Origin of the sequence: Exiguobacterium flavidum, from assembly GCF_003344535.1 — a bacterium.
Taxonomy (GTDB): Bacteria; Bacillota; Bacilli; order Exiguobacteriales; family Exiguobacteriaceae; genus Exiguobacterium_A; species Exiguobacterium_A flavidum.
The window spans coordinates 1-15681 of record NZ_QPKS01000013.1 but is presented as its reverse complement, the minus strand read 5'-3'; the positions used below and the strand labels follow the sequence as shown (position 1 = coordinate 15681).

17 protein-coding genes are annotated in these 15681 nt (G+C 56.2%); 7 read left to right on the top strand and 10 right to left on the bottom strand.

All coding sequences use genetic code 11. From position 1 onward, the window contains the following. The first annotated feature begins 28 nt into the window (after positions 1-28). Both motA and DFG60_RS11870 read left to right on the top strand, forming a co-directional pair. Positions 29-814 (top strand): flagellar motor stator protein MotA, encoded by a 786-nt coding sequence (gene motA / locus DFG60_RS11875; protein ID WP_114571995.1) that lies wholly within the window; start codon positions 29-31, stop codon positions 812-814. Next, positions 789-1556 (top strand): flagellar motor protein MotB, encoded by a 768-nt coding sequence (locus DFG60_RS11870; RefSeq protein WP_114571994.1) that lies wholly within the window; start codon positions 789-791, stop codon positions 1554-1556. Before motA ends, DFG60_RS11870 begins: the two co-directional genes overlap by 26 nt. Positions 1557-1635: 79 nt before the next feature. Here DFG60_RS11870 and DFG60_RS11865 read toward each other — a convergent pair whose 3' ends face one another. The 6 genes from DFG60_RS11865 to DFG60_RS11840 form a co-directional block, all read right to left on the bottom strand. Further along, a complete protein-coding gene (locus DFG60_RS11865; protein ID WP_114571993.1) occupies positions 1636-2169 on the bottom strand; it encodes a DUF420 domain-containing protein in 534 nt (177 codons plus the stop codon). Between the two features lie 3 nt (positions 2170-2172). After that, positions 2173-3600: a dihydrolipoyl dehydrogenase family protein gene (locus tag DFG60_RS11860; protein WP_114571992.1), complete on the bottom strand. Its 1428-nt coding sequence runs from the start codon at positions 3598-3600 to the stop codon at positions 2173-2175. Beyond that, positions 3597-3974 carry a DUF1499 domain-containing protein gene (locus DFG60_RS11855; protein ID WP_114571991.1) on the bottom strand — a complete coding sequence of 126 codons (378 nt, stop codon included), beginning with the start codon at positions 3972-3974 and terminating at the stop codon, positions 3597-3599. The genes DFG60_RS11860 and DFG60_RS11855 overlap by 4 nt, the downstream gene beginning before the upstream one ends. A gap of 68 nt (positions 3975-4042) precedes the next feature. After that, on the bottom strand, positions 4043-5428 hold the full coding sequence (locus DFG60_RS11850) for a sensor histidine kinase (protein ID WP_114571990.1): 1386 nt from the start codon (positions 5426-5428) through the stop codon (positions 4043-4045). Beyond that, positions 5425-6117, bottom strand: a complete 693-nt coding sequence (locus DFG60_RS11845) for a response regulator transcription factor (RefSeq protein ID WP_114571989.1) — start codon at positions 6115-6117, stop codon at positions 5425-5427. The genes DFG60_RS11850 and DFG60_RS11845 overlap by 4 nt, the downstream gene beginning before the upstream one ends. Before the next feature lie 17 nt (positions 6118-6134). After that, entirely contained in the window at positions 6135-7394 is a 1260-nt protein-coding gene (locus tag DFG60_RS11840) for a hypothetical protein (protein WP_114571988.1), read from the bottom strand. A 122-nt stretch (positions 7395-7516) separates the two neighbouring features. On the opposite strand from DFG60_RS11840, the gene DFG60_RS11835 reads away from it, so the two are divergent. Then, complete coding sequence (locus DFG60_RS11835) at positions 7517-8323, top strand: Cof-type HAD-IIB family hydrolase (RefSeq protein ID WP_114571987.1); 807 nt, start codon at positions 7517-7519, stop codon at positions 8321-8323. A 420-nt stretch (positions 8324-8743) separates the two neighbouring features. On the opposite strand, the gene DFG60_RS11830 is transcribed toward DFG60_RS11835, so the two are convergent. Then, on the bottom strand, positions 8744-9400 hold the full coding sequence (locus DFG60_RS11830; RefSeq protein ID WP_114571986.1) for a uracil-DNA glycosylase: 657 nt from the start codon (positions 9398-9400) through the stop codon (positions 8744-8746). Positions 9401-9479: 79 nt separating this feature from the next. Here DFG60_RS11830 and DFG60_RS11825 point away from each other — a divergent pair, with 79 nt between their 5' ends. Then, complete coding sequence (locus DFG60_RS11825) at positions 9480-10199, top strand: WecB/TagA/CpsF family glycosyltransferase (protein WP_114571985.1); 720 nt, start codon at positions 9480-9482, stop codon at positions 10197-10199. A 96-nt stretch (positions 10200-10295) separates the two neighbouring features. On the opposite strand, the gene DFG60_RS11820 is transcribed toward DFG60_RS11825, so the two are convergent. Both DFG60_RS11820 and DFG60_RS11815 read right to left on the bottom strand, forming a co-directional pair. Then, the gene (locus tag DFG60_RS11820) at positions 10296-10928 is read right to left on the bottom strand and encodes an NAD(P)H-dependent oxidoreductase (protein ID WP_114571984.1); all 633 of its coding nucleotides are present in this window, start codon (positions 10926-10928) and stop codon (positions 10296-10298) included. A 191-nt stretch (positions 10929-11119) separates the two neighbouring features. After that, positions 11120-11560, bottom strand: a complete 441-nt coding sequence (locus tag DFG60_RS11815; protein WP_114571983.1) for a MarR family winged helix-turn-helix transcriptional regulator — start codon at positions 11558-11560, stop codon at positions 11120-11122. A gap of 205 nt (positions 11561-11765) precedes the next feature. Here DFG60_RS11815 and DFG60_RS11810 point away from each other — a divergent pair, with 205 nt between their 5' ends. Further along, positions 11766-12023: a hypothetical protein gene (locus DFG60_RS11810; RefSeq protein ID WP_114571982.1), complete on the top strand. Its 258-nt coding sequence runs from the start codon at positions 11766-11768 to the stop codon at positions 12021-12023. A 19-nt stretch (positions 12024-12042) separates the two neighbouring features. Next, complete coding sequence (locus DFG60_RS11805; RefSeq protein WP_198661592.1) at positions 12043-13005, top strand: LacI family DNA-binding transcriptional regulator; 963 nt, start codon at positions 12043-12045, stop codon at positions 13003-13005. A gap of 71 nt (positions 13006-13076) precedes the next feature. Here the strand turns inward: DFG60_RS11805 and DFG60_RS11800 are convergent, their stop codons facing one another. Further along, entirely contained in the window at positions 13077-14975 is a 1899-nt protein-coding gene (locus DFG60_RS11800; protein WP_114571980.1) for a bifunctional metallophosphatase/5'-nucleotidase, read from the bottom strand. Between the two features lie 226 nt (positions 14976-15201). On the opposite strand from DFG60_RS11800, the gene DFG60_RS11795 reads away from it, so the two are divergent. Further along, a partial coding sequence (locus DFG60_RS11795) for a helix-turn-helix domain-containing protein (RefSeq protein ID WP_114571979.1) occupies positions 15202-15681 on the top strand: 480 nt, incomplete at its 3' end.

Here is a 15681-nt window from a genome sequence, read left to right as displayed (position 1 = left end):
AACAACATATTGAAAGGTGGCACACATAATGGATATCGTGACGATCATCGGGATCATTCTCGGTTTCATCACCCTAGTCGGCGGTATGATCCTTAAAGGAGCAAATCCCGTCGCCCTACTTAACGGAGCTGCACTCGTCATCATCTTCGTCGGGACGGCAGCTGCAGTCATGATTTCCTTCCCGAAGGAGCGCTTGAAACTCATCCCTTCCCTGCTCAAGATCATCTTCACGGAGCAGAACCTGATGACGAAGCAGGAACTGCTCAATCAATTCGTCGTTTTGTCGACGCAGGCACGGAAGGAAGGACTGCTCTCGCTCGAGACGAGCCTCGAGCAGGTAGACAACCCGTTCATGAAACGCGGTGTCATGATGGTCATCGACGGCCAGCCGTCCGAGTATGTCGAGGACGTCATGACGCGCGACCTCGACAACATGACGGAACGCCATCACACGAACGCATCGATCTTCACGCAGGCAGGTACATACGCACCGACGCTCGGTGTCCTCGGGGCCGTCGTCGGGCTGGTCGCGGCACTGTCCGACCTGAACGACATCGATAAACTGGGGCATGCCATCTCGGCCGCCTTCATCGCGACGCTGTTCGGTATCTTCTCCGGATATGTCCTTTGGTTCCCGTTCGCGACGAAACTGAAGCAAAAATCCTCAATCGAAGTTCAACTGTACGAGATGATGATCGAGGGCATCCTTTCGATCCAAAACGGGGAATCCCCGAAAAACCTGGAGGACAAGCTGCTCGTTTACCTGACACCGAAGGAGCGTGCCGCATATGAAGCGGAAAAAGAAGCCGCATGATGAACATATCAGCGAAGGTTGGCTGATCCCCTACGCCGACTTACTGACACTCCTGCTCGCCCTCTTCATCGTCTTGTTCGCGTCAAGCACGGTCGACGTCAGCAAGCTGAAGGCGATGTCGCAGTCGTTCAGCTCCGTCTTCAACGGCGGTTCCGGCATGATCACGAACAGCGCGATTTCGCCGGAGAAGCAGGAAGAGAAGGAAGACGTCTCCGCACGAACGAAGGCGCAAAGCTATGAAATCGCAGAGCTCGAAGAATTGAAGGCGAAGGCGACTGCCTATATCAAGAAGAACAAGCTCGAGAAGGACATCAAGGCGGAGATCACGGAAGAAGGGCTTGTCTTCACGATTCGTGACCGCGCCCTCTTCTCTCCCGGACAAGCGACCGTGACCGGGCAATCACGTGAAATCGCCGCCGGGATGAGCCGTCTGCTCGCGGAGGCGGGGGAACGGCAGATCCAGGTATCCGGACATACGGACAACATCCCGATCCGGACGGCGAAATATCCGTCCAACTGGGAGCTCAGCACGGACCGCGCCATCAGCTTCATGCGCACTCTGCTCGAGAATAAATCCCTCTCTCCGCGCCAGTTCACGGTCAGCGGCTACGGTGAATACCGTCCGCTCGCGACGAACACGACTGAGGCCGGGCGGAGCCAGAATCGCCGGGTCGAGGTCATCGTCCGACCGCTCGTCGATATCCAGGCGAAGAACCTGATCAAGGCGCCGGCAGGGAATTGAACGGTATCAGAACGAACGAAAGCGGCAGCTCCGTATGAGGAAGCTGCCGCTTTTTTCATGTTTCAGCATGATGCGCGTCTTAGTAGTAGGGACGAATCATCATGTAGACGATGACGCCCGTCAGGCTGACGTAAAGCCAGAGCGGCATCGTAAAGCGTGTCCACTTCTTATGCTTCTCGAAGTTCTGGTTCACCGCATGCGCGAGCGACATCAAGACGAGCGGGACGATGATGGCGGCAAGGACGATGTGCGTCAGCAAGATGAAGAAATAGACCGGTCGGATCAGCCCCTCACCGCCGAACGACGTCGAGGCGCTGACCGAATGATACGTTACGTACGAGATGAGGAACAGCGTCGTCGTCGTGAGTGCCCCGCCGATGAAACGGCGGTGGGCGAGGCGATTCCCCCGCTTGATCGATATCCATGCCCCGAGGAGCAGAACGAAGGTGAAGCTGTTGAAGATCGCATTGAAGAACGGCAACAACGTCCAATCGAAGCCGGTCCCGACCTCGAGCGGCGGTGCGAAGAACAGGACCGCGACGAGTACGTTGACGACGAGCGTCAGAATGATGACGAGCGGAATATAGTTCCGCTTCTTGACAGTTTGATTCATTTTTTATTCTCCTTGCTTCCAGTCGAAATATCGTTTGAGCCACTTTGGAAGCGGCCCGTTGAACAGGCGTTCCCGCCAGTAGAGATCAGCTGCGCGCTGGACGGCCCCGGCCCGAGTCGGATATGGATGCACGACTCGGGACAGTTGCCCGACCTTGTCCTTGCGCGCCATCGCATAGACGACCTCCTGCATCCACTCCCCGGCATGCTCCCCGATCGCATGGGCACCGATCAGGACACCCCGCTTGTCGGCAATCAGCTTGACGAGCCCTTCCGTCCGGCCATTGATGATGAACCGGTCGACCTCGTCGAGTGCAACCTGGTAGACGTGGACACGCTCGTGCTTTTCGCGCGCCTCCTCTTCCGTCAGACCGAGGTGGAAGATCTCAGGCGACGTGAACGTCACCCAAGGGACGGCACGATAGTCCGTCTTCGAGCGCAAACCGAACAAGGCGTTCGAGACGACCGTCTTCCCCTCCAGGCCAGCGACGTGGGTGAACGGGAGGGTAGCGATCGTGTCACCGACGGCGAAGATGTGCCGCTGTGTCGTCCGGTGCGTCCGGTCGGCCTCGATGAAGCCGTTTTTGAGTAACACCCCAGCCCGGTCGAGGCGGAGGGCATCGATTCGAGGCTTTCGCCCCGTCGCGACGAGGACCGCGTCCGCTTCGATCGTGCGCGCATCGCCGTCCCGACTCACGATAGCTCGTATTCCAGCCTCTGTCCGCTCGAGTCGCTCGACGGTCGTACCCAGTAGAAGATCGACCTCTCTTTCGATCCGCTCCTTGAAGATACGGACGATGCTATCGTCCTCCTTCGGCAGGAGGCGATCGTTTCCTTCGACGACAGTGACCTTCGTCCCGAGCCGGACATAGGCTTGCGCGAGCTCCATCCCGATTGCTCCGCCTCCGATGACGAGCAGACGATTCGGACGCTCCCCGAGTTCGAAGATCGTCTCATTCGTCACGTACGGGACGCTGTCAATCCCTTCGATCTTAGGGATGACAGGTTCGGATCCGGTCGCGATGACGAACTTCTCGCCGACGAGAAGCTGTCCCCCCACCTCAAGCTCACGTGCACTCAGAAAGACGGCTTCCCCGATATGGACATCAACGCCGAGGTCCTCGAAACGCTTTGTCCCGTCGTGCGCCTGGATGACGGCACGCGCTTTGTCGACGCTCTGTTTCGCGCCGGAATACGCCGCTTCCCCCGTCAACGTCACGCCGTACTTGTCTGCCGTCCTCTTCATCGTCTCGACCTCTGACGCCGCCTCGATCAATGCTTTCGATGGGACACAACCGAAATGGAGGCAGTCCCCGCCGAGATGTTTATGCCGCTCGACGAGAGCGACACGTGCTCCGAGGCTCGCCGCCCCGGCTGCGATCGTCATCCCTGCCGCACCGCCGCCGATCACGATCAACTGATACCGTTTCATCGGCTCGCCTCCTCATATCGCTTCGTCAGCTCCTTCATCCGTTTCCGGTTGACCCCGAAGTCGAATTGTCCGAGGCGCGAAGCAGAACGGAAGTGGATGACGTCCGCCTGCTCATCGAAATAGAATTCGACGTCATCCTTGAAACGGAACACGGCTGAGGTGAACACGGCGTGAAGATAGTTCTCCGTCTCCGACTCGATTTGAACACGCGGTGACTCAGCGAGAATCCGCTTCATCCGCCCCATCGCTTCTGCCTTCGTCCCTGAAAAGGCGATCGGCAGCATCCGCTTGTCCATCTGATACGTCTGTGTCGAGACTGCGTTCGGCGTCCCTTTGAGCGGAGCCAGTTGTCCATCCTTCACACCAAGGTACATGATTAGTTCCCCCTTTGAAATATTCGGTCCCTTTTACTTTAGCAGGCGCAAGGACACAATGCGCCTTTTCATGCTTTGACGACCGGCAGAAGGATCGTCGCGATGACGCCTCCTTCCGGCTGATTGTCGATGAAGAGCTTTCCTTCATGCGCTTCGACGAGTTCCCGGCAGATCGACAGGCCGAGCCCCGTTCCACCTTTACCCTTTTGGACCTGGTAGAACTTCTCCGTGACGTGGCGCAAATGTTCCTTCGGTATGCCCGGTCCTTCGTCGCTGAACGACAGGAAAAGAACGCGCTCGGAGCGGACGAGACGAATCGTGATCGTGCCGCCGGGCGGCGAGAAGCGAATCGCATTATCGAGCAGGTTGATGAAGACCTGCTTGAGCCGGTTCTCGTCATAGAGACCGACGACTTGTGAAGGTACTTTTTGCCGGATCATGATTTGCTTCTCCTCGAGTTTCTGACGCAACTGCGCCGTCACCGTCTCAATGATCTCCGTGACGTTCACTTCCTGGCGATAGAGGACGAGCCGGCTCGTCTCGAGTTTCGAGAAGTCGAGCAATTGCTCGACGAGCGAGATGAGCCGCTCCGTCTCGGAGTGGATGATGCCCATTCCAAGTGATGCCTCTTCCGGCAGTCCTTCCTTGTCCATGAGCAGCGTCTCGCTCCAGCCCTTGATCGAGGTGAGCGGCGTCCTGAGCTCATGCGAGATGCCGGAGATGAACTCGTCCTTCAGCGTCTCCTGCTGCTTGATTTGCTGTCCCATGTAGTTGATCGTCCGGGCCAGCTCTCCGAGTTCGTACGTGTGCTCCTCGCTGACCTTGACGTCATAATGTTGCTTCGCGATCTGGTCAGAGGCATCGATGACCTCCTGGATCGGACGGACGATCGATGTCGCGAGCCGAAGTGAATAGATGAAGGACAACGCCCAGATCAATGCACCGAGCAGAACGATCGCAAGACAGATCTCGATGACGGTCCGGTCGATCTGCTCGAGCGATGTCGTGTAGCGGAGCGCTCCCGTCGTCCTTCCGAACGAGACGACAGGCTCCGTCACCTCAAGCAGATGTTCGCCGGTCGCGTCACTCTCATATCTTTGTGTGATCGTCTTTCCCGCTTTCAGCTCCTCGACCTCGCCTCCCGAGAGCGTACGATTCGAGATGAACCCGGTCGAGGAATAACGCGGCTTCCCGGTGACGTCGATGACCTCGATCTCAGCCCCTTCGTAAGCATAGGAGGCGAGAACACGATTGATCGTCGCCTCGGAATCCGTATAGTCGTATGCGAGACCGCTGTTCGCGAACAGGACGGCGCTCGCGCTCGCATGCCGTTTCAAGACATCGCTCGCCGTGACGTAGTAGTAATTGAACGTCACGAACGAGAGGATCCCGATGACGAGAAGAACCGTCAGCGTGATCATCGTCATGAAACGGATCATGATTTGCCGTTTCATTGTTCACCGCGCCATTTATAGCCATGGCCCCATAACGTCTCGATGTACCTTGGTTCGGCAGGGTTGTCCTCGATTTTTTGGCGGAGGCGTCGAATGTTGACGTCGACCGTCTTCCGGTCGCCAAAGTAGTTCTCCCCCCATACCGCGTCAAGCAGCTCGTCTCTCGACATGACCTGGTCCTCGTTGCGGATGAAGTGACAGAGCAGGTCATATTCAGTCGGCGTGACTTCGATCGGATGGCCGTCCTTTTGGACGCGTTTCGCTCCGAGATCGATTCGGAACGGTCCTGAATGGAGTTCCTTCGGTTGTTTCCGGTCGCGCAACGTCTCGACCCGGCGCAGGAGCGACTGGATCCTTGCGACGAGTTCGGCAGGGCTGAACGGTTTCGCGATGTAGTCGTCTGCACCGACGCTGAGCCCCATCACCTTGTCCTCTTCCCTCGTCCGTGCCGTCAGCATGATGATGCCGACGACCTCATCGGCCGCCCGGGCCTGTTCGCATACCTGGAATCCGTCTACTTCCGGCATCATGATGTCGAGCAACAAAATGTCGAATGTCTGTTGTTTGAACTGCTCGAGGGCGATCCGGCCGTTCTCGGCCTCAACCACCTCGAATCCAGCCCGCTTCAAGTTGATGACGATGAAGCTGCGAATCGCATGCTCATCTTCAGCGACTAGGATTTTAGTCATTTCGTCCACTCCTTCTTTCATTCTACGAGAGCGACGTTCGCCGCATAGTTCTCATAGGGTTTCTTCGCATCGATCACGTAGACGTAATCGGTTCCTTCCTTGATCTTCCGCTTGCCGCTGACTGCGACATAGCTGTCCTTCGGGATGACCTCGAGCGCGAAGTCTGTCTGTCCGGTCTCGCGGTTGACGAAACGGATCCGGTTCTCCTTCTTCTTGATCGTCTCCCGTGTCATCCATTGAGCCGGGAAACGCATGACGAAATTGTACTCGAGGTCGATATAATGTTCCTGCTGGAGCTCCCAGCCGCTCTCGAAGAAAGGCTCGACCGTCTTCCCGCTCCACGTATAGTAGGCGGTGATCCGGGGCAACTCCCCGTCATTCCCTTCGCTTCCGTCCGGCGTGTACTGGTGGCCGTATTCGATCGTTCCGTTGCGGTCGACGTCCTTCGGAAACGTATACATCGGTTCGACCAGTTTCCTCTGTTTCCCGAACGATTGGGGAACCAGTTTCCCACGCGTCATCCGGAAGACGGCAAGATGCATCTGCGCCGCACGTGTGTACGAGACGAGCAGTCCAGGCGTTCGGCTCGCATCGACTCCCGTCGCCTCGAACAGGTCACTGTCCGCGAACAGGTCGCTCTCCCTGCTGTCCAGCTTTACTTCCTGTCTGCCCCATCGATCCCCGCTTCTTTCATGAAGGATGATCCGGTAGGGTCTTCCCTCCTGCAGGACAGCGATATCCTTGTTTCCGTCTTGATCCAAGTCCTCGACGACGAGTCGGCGGTATGTATCGATCATGCTGATATCGATTTTCTTAAGGACACCTGAAATCGAGTAGAGCGTACTGTCTTCCTGCTTCCTTATACCGACGAGGATATCGACATGGCCGTCTTTGCCGTGAGGTATGAAATTCACCTGATCAAGCGATTCTCCAGAACCGACACTTCGTCTTTCCCGCATCTTCCAGCGTCCGTCCTCCATCTCATAGACAAGAAGTCCGATTGAAAAGTCACCCTTCCCGACTTCGCGATAGAAAGCGACAGCCTCCCGTTCCCCGTCGCCATTCAAATCAATCGATTCGTAAAGACGCGATATGTGCTGACGCTCCGGTGCGACGATTTCCGCCTTTTTCGGAAGGTCTGCCGTGATCCTTTCCTTGAGCGAACGTTCCCGTTTCGGCAGGGACGGATGCTCAAGCAGTTCGGCCGGATGCGGCAGCACCGTGCTGCATCCTGATAAAAAGAGGATGGCCGCGATCCCCACTAACATATATCTCATTCTCGAAAATCCTTTCCATACAAGCTACCCAAACTGTATCATAATCTCCCGAAGGAGAGTATATTGTCGAAATGCACGGCAGTTGGTACGATGGAACGGACAACTGAAAGGAGTTTTCCCCCATGCCTTATGAAATGATCGTGCTCGACCTTGACGATACGCTCCTGACGAGCGACCATACGATTTCCCCGAAGACGAAAGCGGCTCTTCTCGATGCGCAGGAACGCGGCAAGAAGGTCGTCCTCGCAAGCGGCCGTCCGACCTATGCGATGACCGCCCTTGCCGAGGAACTGGAGCTCGCGAAGTATGGCAGCTTCATCCTAAGTTTCAACGGTGCGTCGATCATCGATTGCCGGACGAACGAGTACTGGTTCTCAAGCACCCTCGCCCCCGAGACGGTGCACATGCTCCACGACTTGAGCATCCGGGAGGACGTCTATATCCATACGTACGTCGGCCATGAAATCTTCACGGAGACGCCGAACGAATACACGACGATCGAAGGCGAGCTGACCGGCATGCCGGTCATAAAGGTCGACGACTTCAAGGAGAGCATCAAGGAGCCCGTCGTCAAATGTCTGATGCTCGCAGACCCTGCACGCCTCGCACAGGTCGAGGAGAAGCTCCGTGTCGAACTGGCCGGCGAGCTCGCCGTCGCCCGTTCGAAGCCGTTCTTCCTTGAATTCACCGAAGCCGGCGTGACGAAAGGGACGAGCCTCGCCTTTCTTGCCGAGAAGCTCGGCATCGCGCAAAGTGACGTCATCGCGTGCGGTGACGGCAACAATGACTTGACGATGATCGAGTGGGCCGGTCTTGGCGTCGCGATGGCGAACGCGCAGGACGAGGTCAAACGGAAGGCAGATCATATGACGGCATCGAACGACGAGGATGGAATCGCGCTCGTCGTCGAACGCTTCATGATGGATTGAAACGAAAAAGAGGTTGACTCAAAAGTAGAATGGTCTCCTCGCTGTCTTTTTCCTTGCCTTGCTTCTTTTTCAATCCATTCCCCTGATCGGAGGATATGTTTCCACTAATTTCCGGAGGTTATGTGCGGTGGCTACCAGTCCGAACTCCAGGGTGGGCCCTTCATAGAAAAAATCCGATCAGCCGAGAAAAAATCGGCCGATCGGATTTTTTGCTCGGACAGGGCAGACACACAGTCGCCGCTCGACTCCGACGGGTAGATGAAGCGCGGCCAGCGCTTCAGTCAGGGACAGGCGAGACCCGGCACGGCCGCAGGGAGTGCGGTCCGGCCGCGGCTTGCGTCCCGCCCGCGGAAAGCGAGTGCGACGGAACTGCCCGTCACAAGGATTGATTGTGGAGCGACTTATGAGTCACCCTCTTTTTCAGAGACACCAATCGATCGGTTTCCGCCCCGTCTCCTCAAGCCATGCGTTGACCTTTGAATACGGACGGCTGCCGAAGAAGCCGCGGCTCGCCGACAGCGGACTCGGATGGACCGATTCGAGGACCAGGTGCTTGTCCGTGTCGATCAGCGCCTTCTTGCTCTTCGCATAATTGCCCCACAGGATGAAGGCGATCGGTTCATCCTGGTCGCTCAGGATCTCGATCACCCGGTCCGTGAACGTCTCCCAACCCTTCTTGCCGTGTGAGCCGGCCTTCCCCGCCTCGACGGTCAGAACGGCATTCAAGAGGAAGACCCCCTGCTTCGCCCATTTCTCGAGGTTGCCGGATTCCGGTCGCGGACAGCCGATATCCGATTCAAGCTCTTTGAACATGTTCCGTAATGACGGCGGAAACATCACACCGTCATTGACCGAAAAGCTCAATCCGTTCGCCTGGTCCGGTCCGTGATAAGGATCCTGTCCGAGGATGACGCATCGGACGTCGGACGGTCCGACGGCATCGAAGGCGTGGAAGATCCGCTCTTTCGGCGGATAGACCGTCGTTTCAGCGTAAGCTGTCTGGACGAATGCCCAAAGCGACTGGAAATACGGCTTCTCCTTCTCTGCTGTAAGTAATGGTTTCCATGAATCCTGCATTGCGATTCCCCCTTTTTCCGACTTGCGTCCCTGTTCGCGACCCGTCCCACTCTGCTAAGATGGGATAGAGGTGGAAAACATGGTCAACAAAACAGATCTATTCGGACTGTCGTTCGTCAACGCCACTCCTACTGAGTGGTATACCCATATTAAAACAATCCTGCGCCAAAACGGAAAGGCGTTCCTCGTCACGGCGAATCCCGAGCTCGTGCTCCGTTCACTGCGGGACCCGGGCTATAAGAAACTACTGACCGATGCGACCTACATCACGCCGGACGGAATCGGCATCACGCTCGCAAGCGGCAGACTAGGTCGTCCACTCCAGGCGACGCTTCCCGGCATCGAGACATCGCGGGAGCTGCTGCGCGCTGCCGACAAGGCAGGGAAAAGCGTCTTCCTTTATGGAGGGAAACCAGAAGTGATGAAGGCGCTCGTCAACGAATTGACGATTCGTTTCCCGCGCCTCCAGATCGTCGGTGCCTATCATGGCTATGGCCAGGAGGGAGAGGCGACGAAGGCTCTTGCCTCATCAGGGGCCGACCTCGTCCTCGTCGCTCTCGGCGCACCGAAGCAGGAGGAATGGATCGCCCGCGTCTACGGGCTCGTGTCGCATGGCATCTTCATCGGTGTCGGCGGCTCGTTCGATGTCTGGTCAGGTCACAGCAAACGTGCGCCGAAGCTGTTCCGCAAGTTGCGCCTCGAGTGGCTCTACCGGATATCGACCCATCCGCGTGGTCTCGAGAAAGCGCTTGACCTCGCGGCTTTCGCCCTGATGGTCGTCCGCAGAAGACAAAACTGATTCGACTTGACAGACGAAAAAGTGCTCCGGTTCAGCAGTCATCCTGCGGAAACGGAGCACTCGTCTTATTCGGGCTTAAAGAACCATTTTCTCAAATCAAGCGTTGACTTTTCCGAAAGCGCGACCGAGTTCACGTGCTTTCGCAAGTCCTTCTTGTTTGATCTCTTCAGCTTTTTCAGGGAACATCGCCATACCTTCGATGAAGAGCGCATCGTAGTCAGTCACTCCTGTGAAAGCGAGCGCTTGGCGGAGATAGTCGTCTCCGAAGTTGAGCCCTGTTCCTGTGTATACGCCGCCAGTCGCCTGGATGTGGAGAGCCTTCTTGCCTTCCATGAGACCCTTCGGACCTTCAGCCGTGTATGCGAACGTCTTGCCTGCGAGCAGGACGCTGTCGAGGAACATTTTGAGACGTGCTGGGAACGAGAAGTTCCACATCGGCGTGACGAAGACGTACTCGTCAGCCGTCATGTATTTTTCGAGGTGCGCAGACATGATCCCGACTTTCGCGAGCTCGACTTCTGAAAGCTCTTCGCCAGTCGCGAACTTGCCCCATGCGCTGAGGACGTCAGCGTCGATTTCTTGCACTTGCTCGTTGTAGAGATCGACGACTTCGATCTCCGCGTTCGGGTTCGCAGCCTTATAGCTCTCGAGGAAAGCTTCACCGGCTTGCAGGCTGAATGAATGTTCCGTTGATTTCGGGTTAGCAGTTACATAAAGTAATTTAGTCATTTTTGTTAGTCCCCTTTATTTAAAGTAATTCATGTAACTAAACATACCAGTGTTTTTCTCCTATGTCAATTACTTTGAATTCAAGATAAATGTTTTCTGTCATCCGTTCTTCCCCGATACACCAATGCCCCCCCACCCGGCATCAGCAGGGCAGGAGGGCATCGTTTCCTTCTCGATTCGGGTTCACCGGATCACGGGGTGAGCATCTTGTAGCCTACCCGCTTCAATTGATCGATCAATTGTTGCTTCTCTCCTTCTGACAGATCGCTGAACAGCTCAGCCAGGAACGCTTCGTGCTTCGGGAAAATCTCTGCCATCAGCCGTTCCCCGGCCGGAGTCAATGTCCCGAACGTGACACGACGGTCCGTCGGGCATGAACGCCGTTCGATCAATCCGCGTTTCTCGAGCTTATCGATCACGTACGTCACGCTTCCGCTCGTCAACAGGATTTTATCCCCGATCTGCTGAAGCGGAGTGTCTCCCTTATGATAGAGCAACTCCAGCACTCCGAATTCCGACGGGTTCAATTCGTAGCTCTTGATGTCCGCCTTCACCCGTTCAGATACAGCATGCATTGTTCGTGAGAGAACAACGAGCAGTTTGAGCGCCAATTTCGAGTCAGTCGTTTCCATCTCGTCTCGCCTCTCTCTGTCTAAGTCATGTTTAGGATGGAGTGCGGGACCCTGAATGTCAATACCCGCCCCATCTGTCCTTCTCTATCTTAACAGAATGACTGCTTAGAAAAAAATCCCTTTTTTCACCAAAAAAATTGTTCTTGCGATGAAACGCGTTTCATACTTTACGGTTGTCCTATACAATTAAAAGGAGGTCATCACCATGACTTGGAACGAACGCCTGCATCATCTCTTTAAACGGAACGTCGCCTACGATCTCGCCATCGAACAGATGTACTCCCCGGTCGGCTATTACCTCTGCAAGCATACGATCGTCGAGCAATACGACCAGTTGACACCGATCGAGAAGACACGCCTGCTCGAGAAGATCGCTGAACAGATCGAGCGGACCGAACTCGAGGGTGATGCCGACGCCAAGCAGGGCTGGCTTCAGCTCGAGCGCGCACTCAGCGCCAACTAATCAACAAGGAGGCGGATTCATGACGAACATCCGTGACCTCGCACGTGTTGCGGGCGTATCCGTCAGCACTGTGTCGCGCGTGTTGAACGATCATCCTTACGTCGCGGACGACAAGCGCCAAGCCGTCCAGCAAGCGATTCTTGAACTCGGTTACATTCGAAACCAGACTGCCGTCCATCTCGCACGCGGACGGACGAAGACGATCGGCGTCGTGTTGCCGTACGTCGACCATCCGTATTATTCTGCCATCCTGCAAGGTATCGCCCGCCGCGCCTTCGACGCCGAGTACCGCTTTCTGATGTGGCAGACGAACTATGAGGAGGAGCGAGAGCGCCTGGCGCTCCAAGCTCTCTCGCAACGTGAGGTCGAAGGACTGATCGTCGTCTCGCACGCGCTTGCGCCCGAGGAATTCCTGAAGTTCGAGGACTATGGCCGAATCGTCTTCTGCGAGAACCACCCGAACGTCTCGACCGTCTATGTCGACCATTATGCCGGATTCAGGAGCGGCCTCGAGGAGCTGATCCGGCTCGGGCATGAGAAAATCGGCATCTGCCTGAGCCGTGAGCACAGCGTCAACAGCATCGCCAGGAAAAAGGCCTACTTCGATCTCGTACCGGATGCGAGGCAGGAATGGATTGACACCCCGGCGCTGACGGTCGAGGACGGCGCACGCATCGCGTCGCGCTGGCTCGCTTCAAATGAACGGCCGACCGCCCTGCTGATCGCGAGCGACTATGTCGCTTCCGGCGTATACATGACGCTGAGGAAAGCAGGGATACGCGTCCCGGAAGACATTTCACTGATCGGCTTCGACGGTCACCCGCTGTCTGCCGTAATGGAACTGACGACGATCTCCATCCCTTGCGAAGAGATCGGCGGCGAGGCGTTTCGCCTCGTCACGGAGTCCGATAAGACGGAACGGATCATCCTGCCGTTCGAGCTCGTCTCCCGCAAGACGACTTCCGTTCGGACGAACGTCTGACAAAAGAAAAGACAGCCCTTCACCCTTAGAGAAACGTCTCCCGGGATGAAGGGCTGTCTTGTTCAACTGAATTATTGTTTCACGTCGACGATCCGGCCTTCGATCTTGTAATCGATCGTGCCGAGCTTCTTAGCGTAGTCACGCAGGTTCTCCCAGTCCGAGAGACCGAGATCCGTCACGCGGCCTTCCTTGTAAGCTTTCTCGAACGTCGTCAGCCCGTCTCCGCCCTTAGCCGTGAAGGCGTTCGTCGCGACGACATATGTCTTCGCCAAGTCGAGCTCGACGTATGCGGCACCCGTCTTGACTTGGACCGTCCCGACGCGCGAACCTTTCGCCTTCGAGCTGTCATACGTGAACTTCAACCCAGAGACGTGGAGGAATCCGCCGTTCTCGATCGGGGCGACGCCGACGCTGAGTTCGAGCAGTTCCTTCACTTCAGCCCCCGTCAGCGAGACCGTCGCGAGTGTGTTGCCGAACGGCAACGTCGTCAACACCTGTCCGACCGTCAGCTGACCGGCCGGAATCGCTGCACGGATTCCGCCGCCGTTCTGCATGGCGATCGATGTCTCGGCATTGTACTCTTTCGCCTTGTCGAGCATCGCGTCCGTGATCAGATTCCCGAGCGCCGTCTCGCTGTTTCGGACGCTGACGCCAGCCGTATTTCCAGCATCGCTCGTCCGCGGGTTCGGCAGCGCGTTTACGACCGTCGCCCCGACTTGTTCGTTCTTGAGTACGTTCACCTTATCGGCGTACGGTTTCAGGAGGGCTGCCGCCTCGGCGTCAGGAGCTTTCGTCTTGACGTCGATCAGCTTGCCCGAGTGTGCGATGATTTTGCCTGTGCGGTCGAACTTCGCATCGAGCGTACCAAGGAAATCTCCGTACTGATATGCCTGCACGATCAACGTCGGTTCTTCCTTGTCGACGACGACCGGTGCGTCCAGCCGCGTATGCGAATGGCCGCCGATGATGATATCGATTCCGTCGACATATTGGGCGAGGAGCTGGTCGTTGTCGACCGCCGGATTGTCATCGTACCCGATATGCGTGACGGCGACGACCTTGTTGACGCCATGGTGTTCGAACTTCGCGACCGCCCGCTTCGCGCTGTCGATGTAGTTCTTGAACGCGATCGTCCCCGGACTCGAGATGTCCTTCGTCTCTTCCGTCGTCAAGCCGAAGAAGCCGACCTTCTCCCCGTCGATTTCCTTGATGACGCCTTCGTAGATCTTTCCGTCTTCCGCCTTCTTCGTGACGTCCTTCTTCTGCAGACCGTCGAACAGATCATTTTCGCTGAAGTCGACGTTCGCCGTGATGAACGGGAACTTCGCCCCTTTGACGAATGCCGCGAGTGCCGCATGCCCGTCCTTATCCCCGAGATCGAACTCATGGTTGCCGAACGTCATCAAATCATACTCCATCAGGTTCATCAGCGCGAGGTCCGCCTGTCCCTTGAACTCGTTGAAGTAGAGTGAGCCCGAGAAGACGTCACCCGCGTCGATCAACAGCGCGCCAGGATGCGCTGCGCGATACTCGTCGATCGCCGTGACGCGTCTCGGTGCATTGTCGAGACTTGCGTGTGTATCGTTCGTGTGCATGAGTGACAGGTTGAACTCCGATTTCTTGACGACCTTGTATTTCAGGATGACCATGAATTTCTTCTTGTCATGTGTGTAATATCCTTTGACGACGAATGTCCCTTCCTTGTCCGTCGCTGGTTTTTCCCAAGTGATGCTCTTCGTCTCGACGCGCCCCTTCTTCACCTCGACTTCGATCGTCTTCGGGAGGTCGAGCGTTCCGTTCAGCACTACCGTCTGATCATCAAGTTTGATCGCAGACAGCTTATAGTGCTTCTCTTTCACCTGCTGATGCTTCGACTGCTGATGTGCTTCTGCTGACATGCCTGCCGGTAAGACACTGACCGCTAGTGCTGTTGCGATGGTTGCTGCGTAGAACGACTTCGATTTGTACATACGCTCTTTTCCTCCTTAGGATGACTGTTTCTTCTGCAAGACGGTCGGCGAATGTAAGCGCATTCACCACCTCTAATATACTTCTTCGAGGCGGTCGAACTCAATGCCAATTTCCTTTAAAAAAAGGATTAATTTCTAATTTATTATCCTAAAAAAAGAAGGCTAGGGGATTGAACTGCCCCATAAAAGTTGGACATGAAAATCCAACTTTTATGGGGTGTTTTTTATGGCCAAACATACGAAGGCGTTCAAAATACAGATCGCCGAGCGCTATCTGATGGGACGAGACGGGTACGAGGCGTTAGGAAAAGAGTTCGGGTTGGCCCATGGACAGGTCCGTAATTGGGCGCGTCTCTATGAGCGTTGGGGGGAGGCGATCTTCGATCGTTCCTATACAGCCCACTCGCCGGCGTTTAAACTGGAGGTACTAAACGACATGGCGACCAACGGGCTGTCCTGCATCGATGCGGCCCTGAAATACCGTCTTTCCTCCCCGGGCATGATCTCCAGATGGCGATCTGCTTACGAACGGGAAGGGATCGAGGGGCTGGCCGCCAGACCGAAAGGACGTGCCCCGATGGCGAGACGCAAGAAGAAGGACCCTGAAGAGATGACGGAGGTCGAGAAGCTCAAGGAACGGGTGGAGTACCTCGAGATGGAGAACGCCGCGTTAAAAAAATTGAGAGCCTTGGTTCAAGAAGAGAAT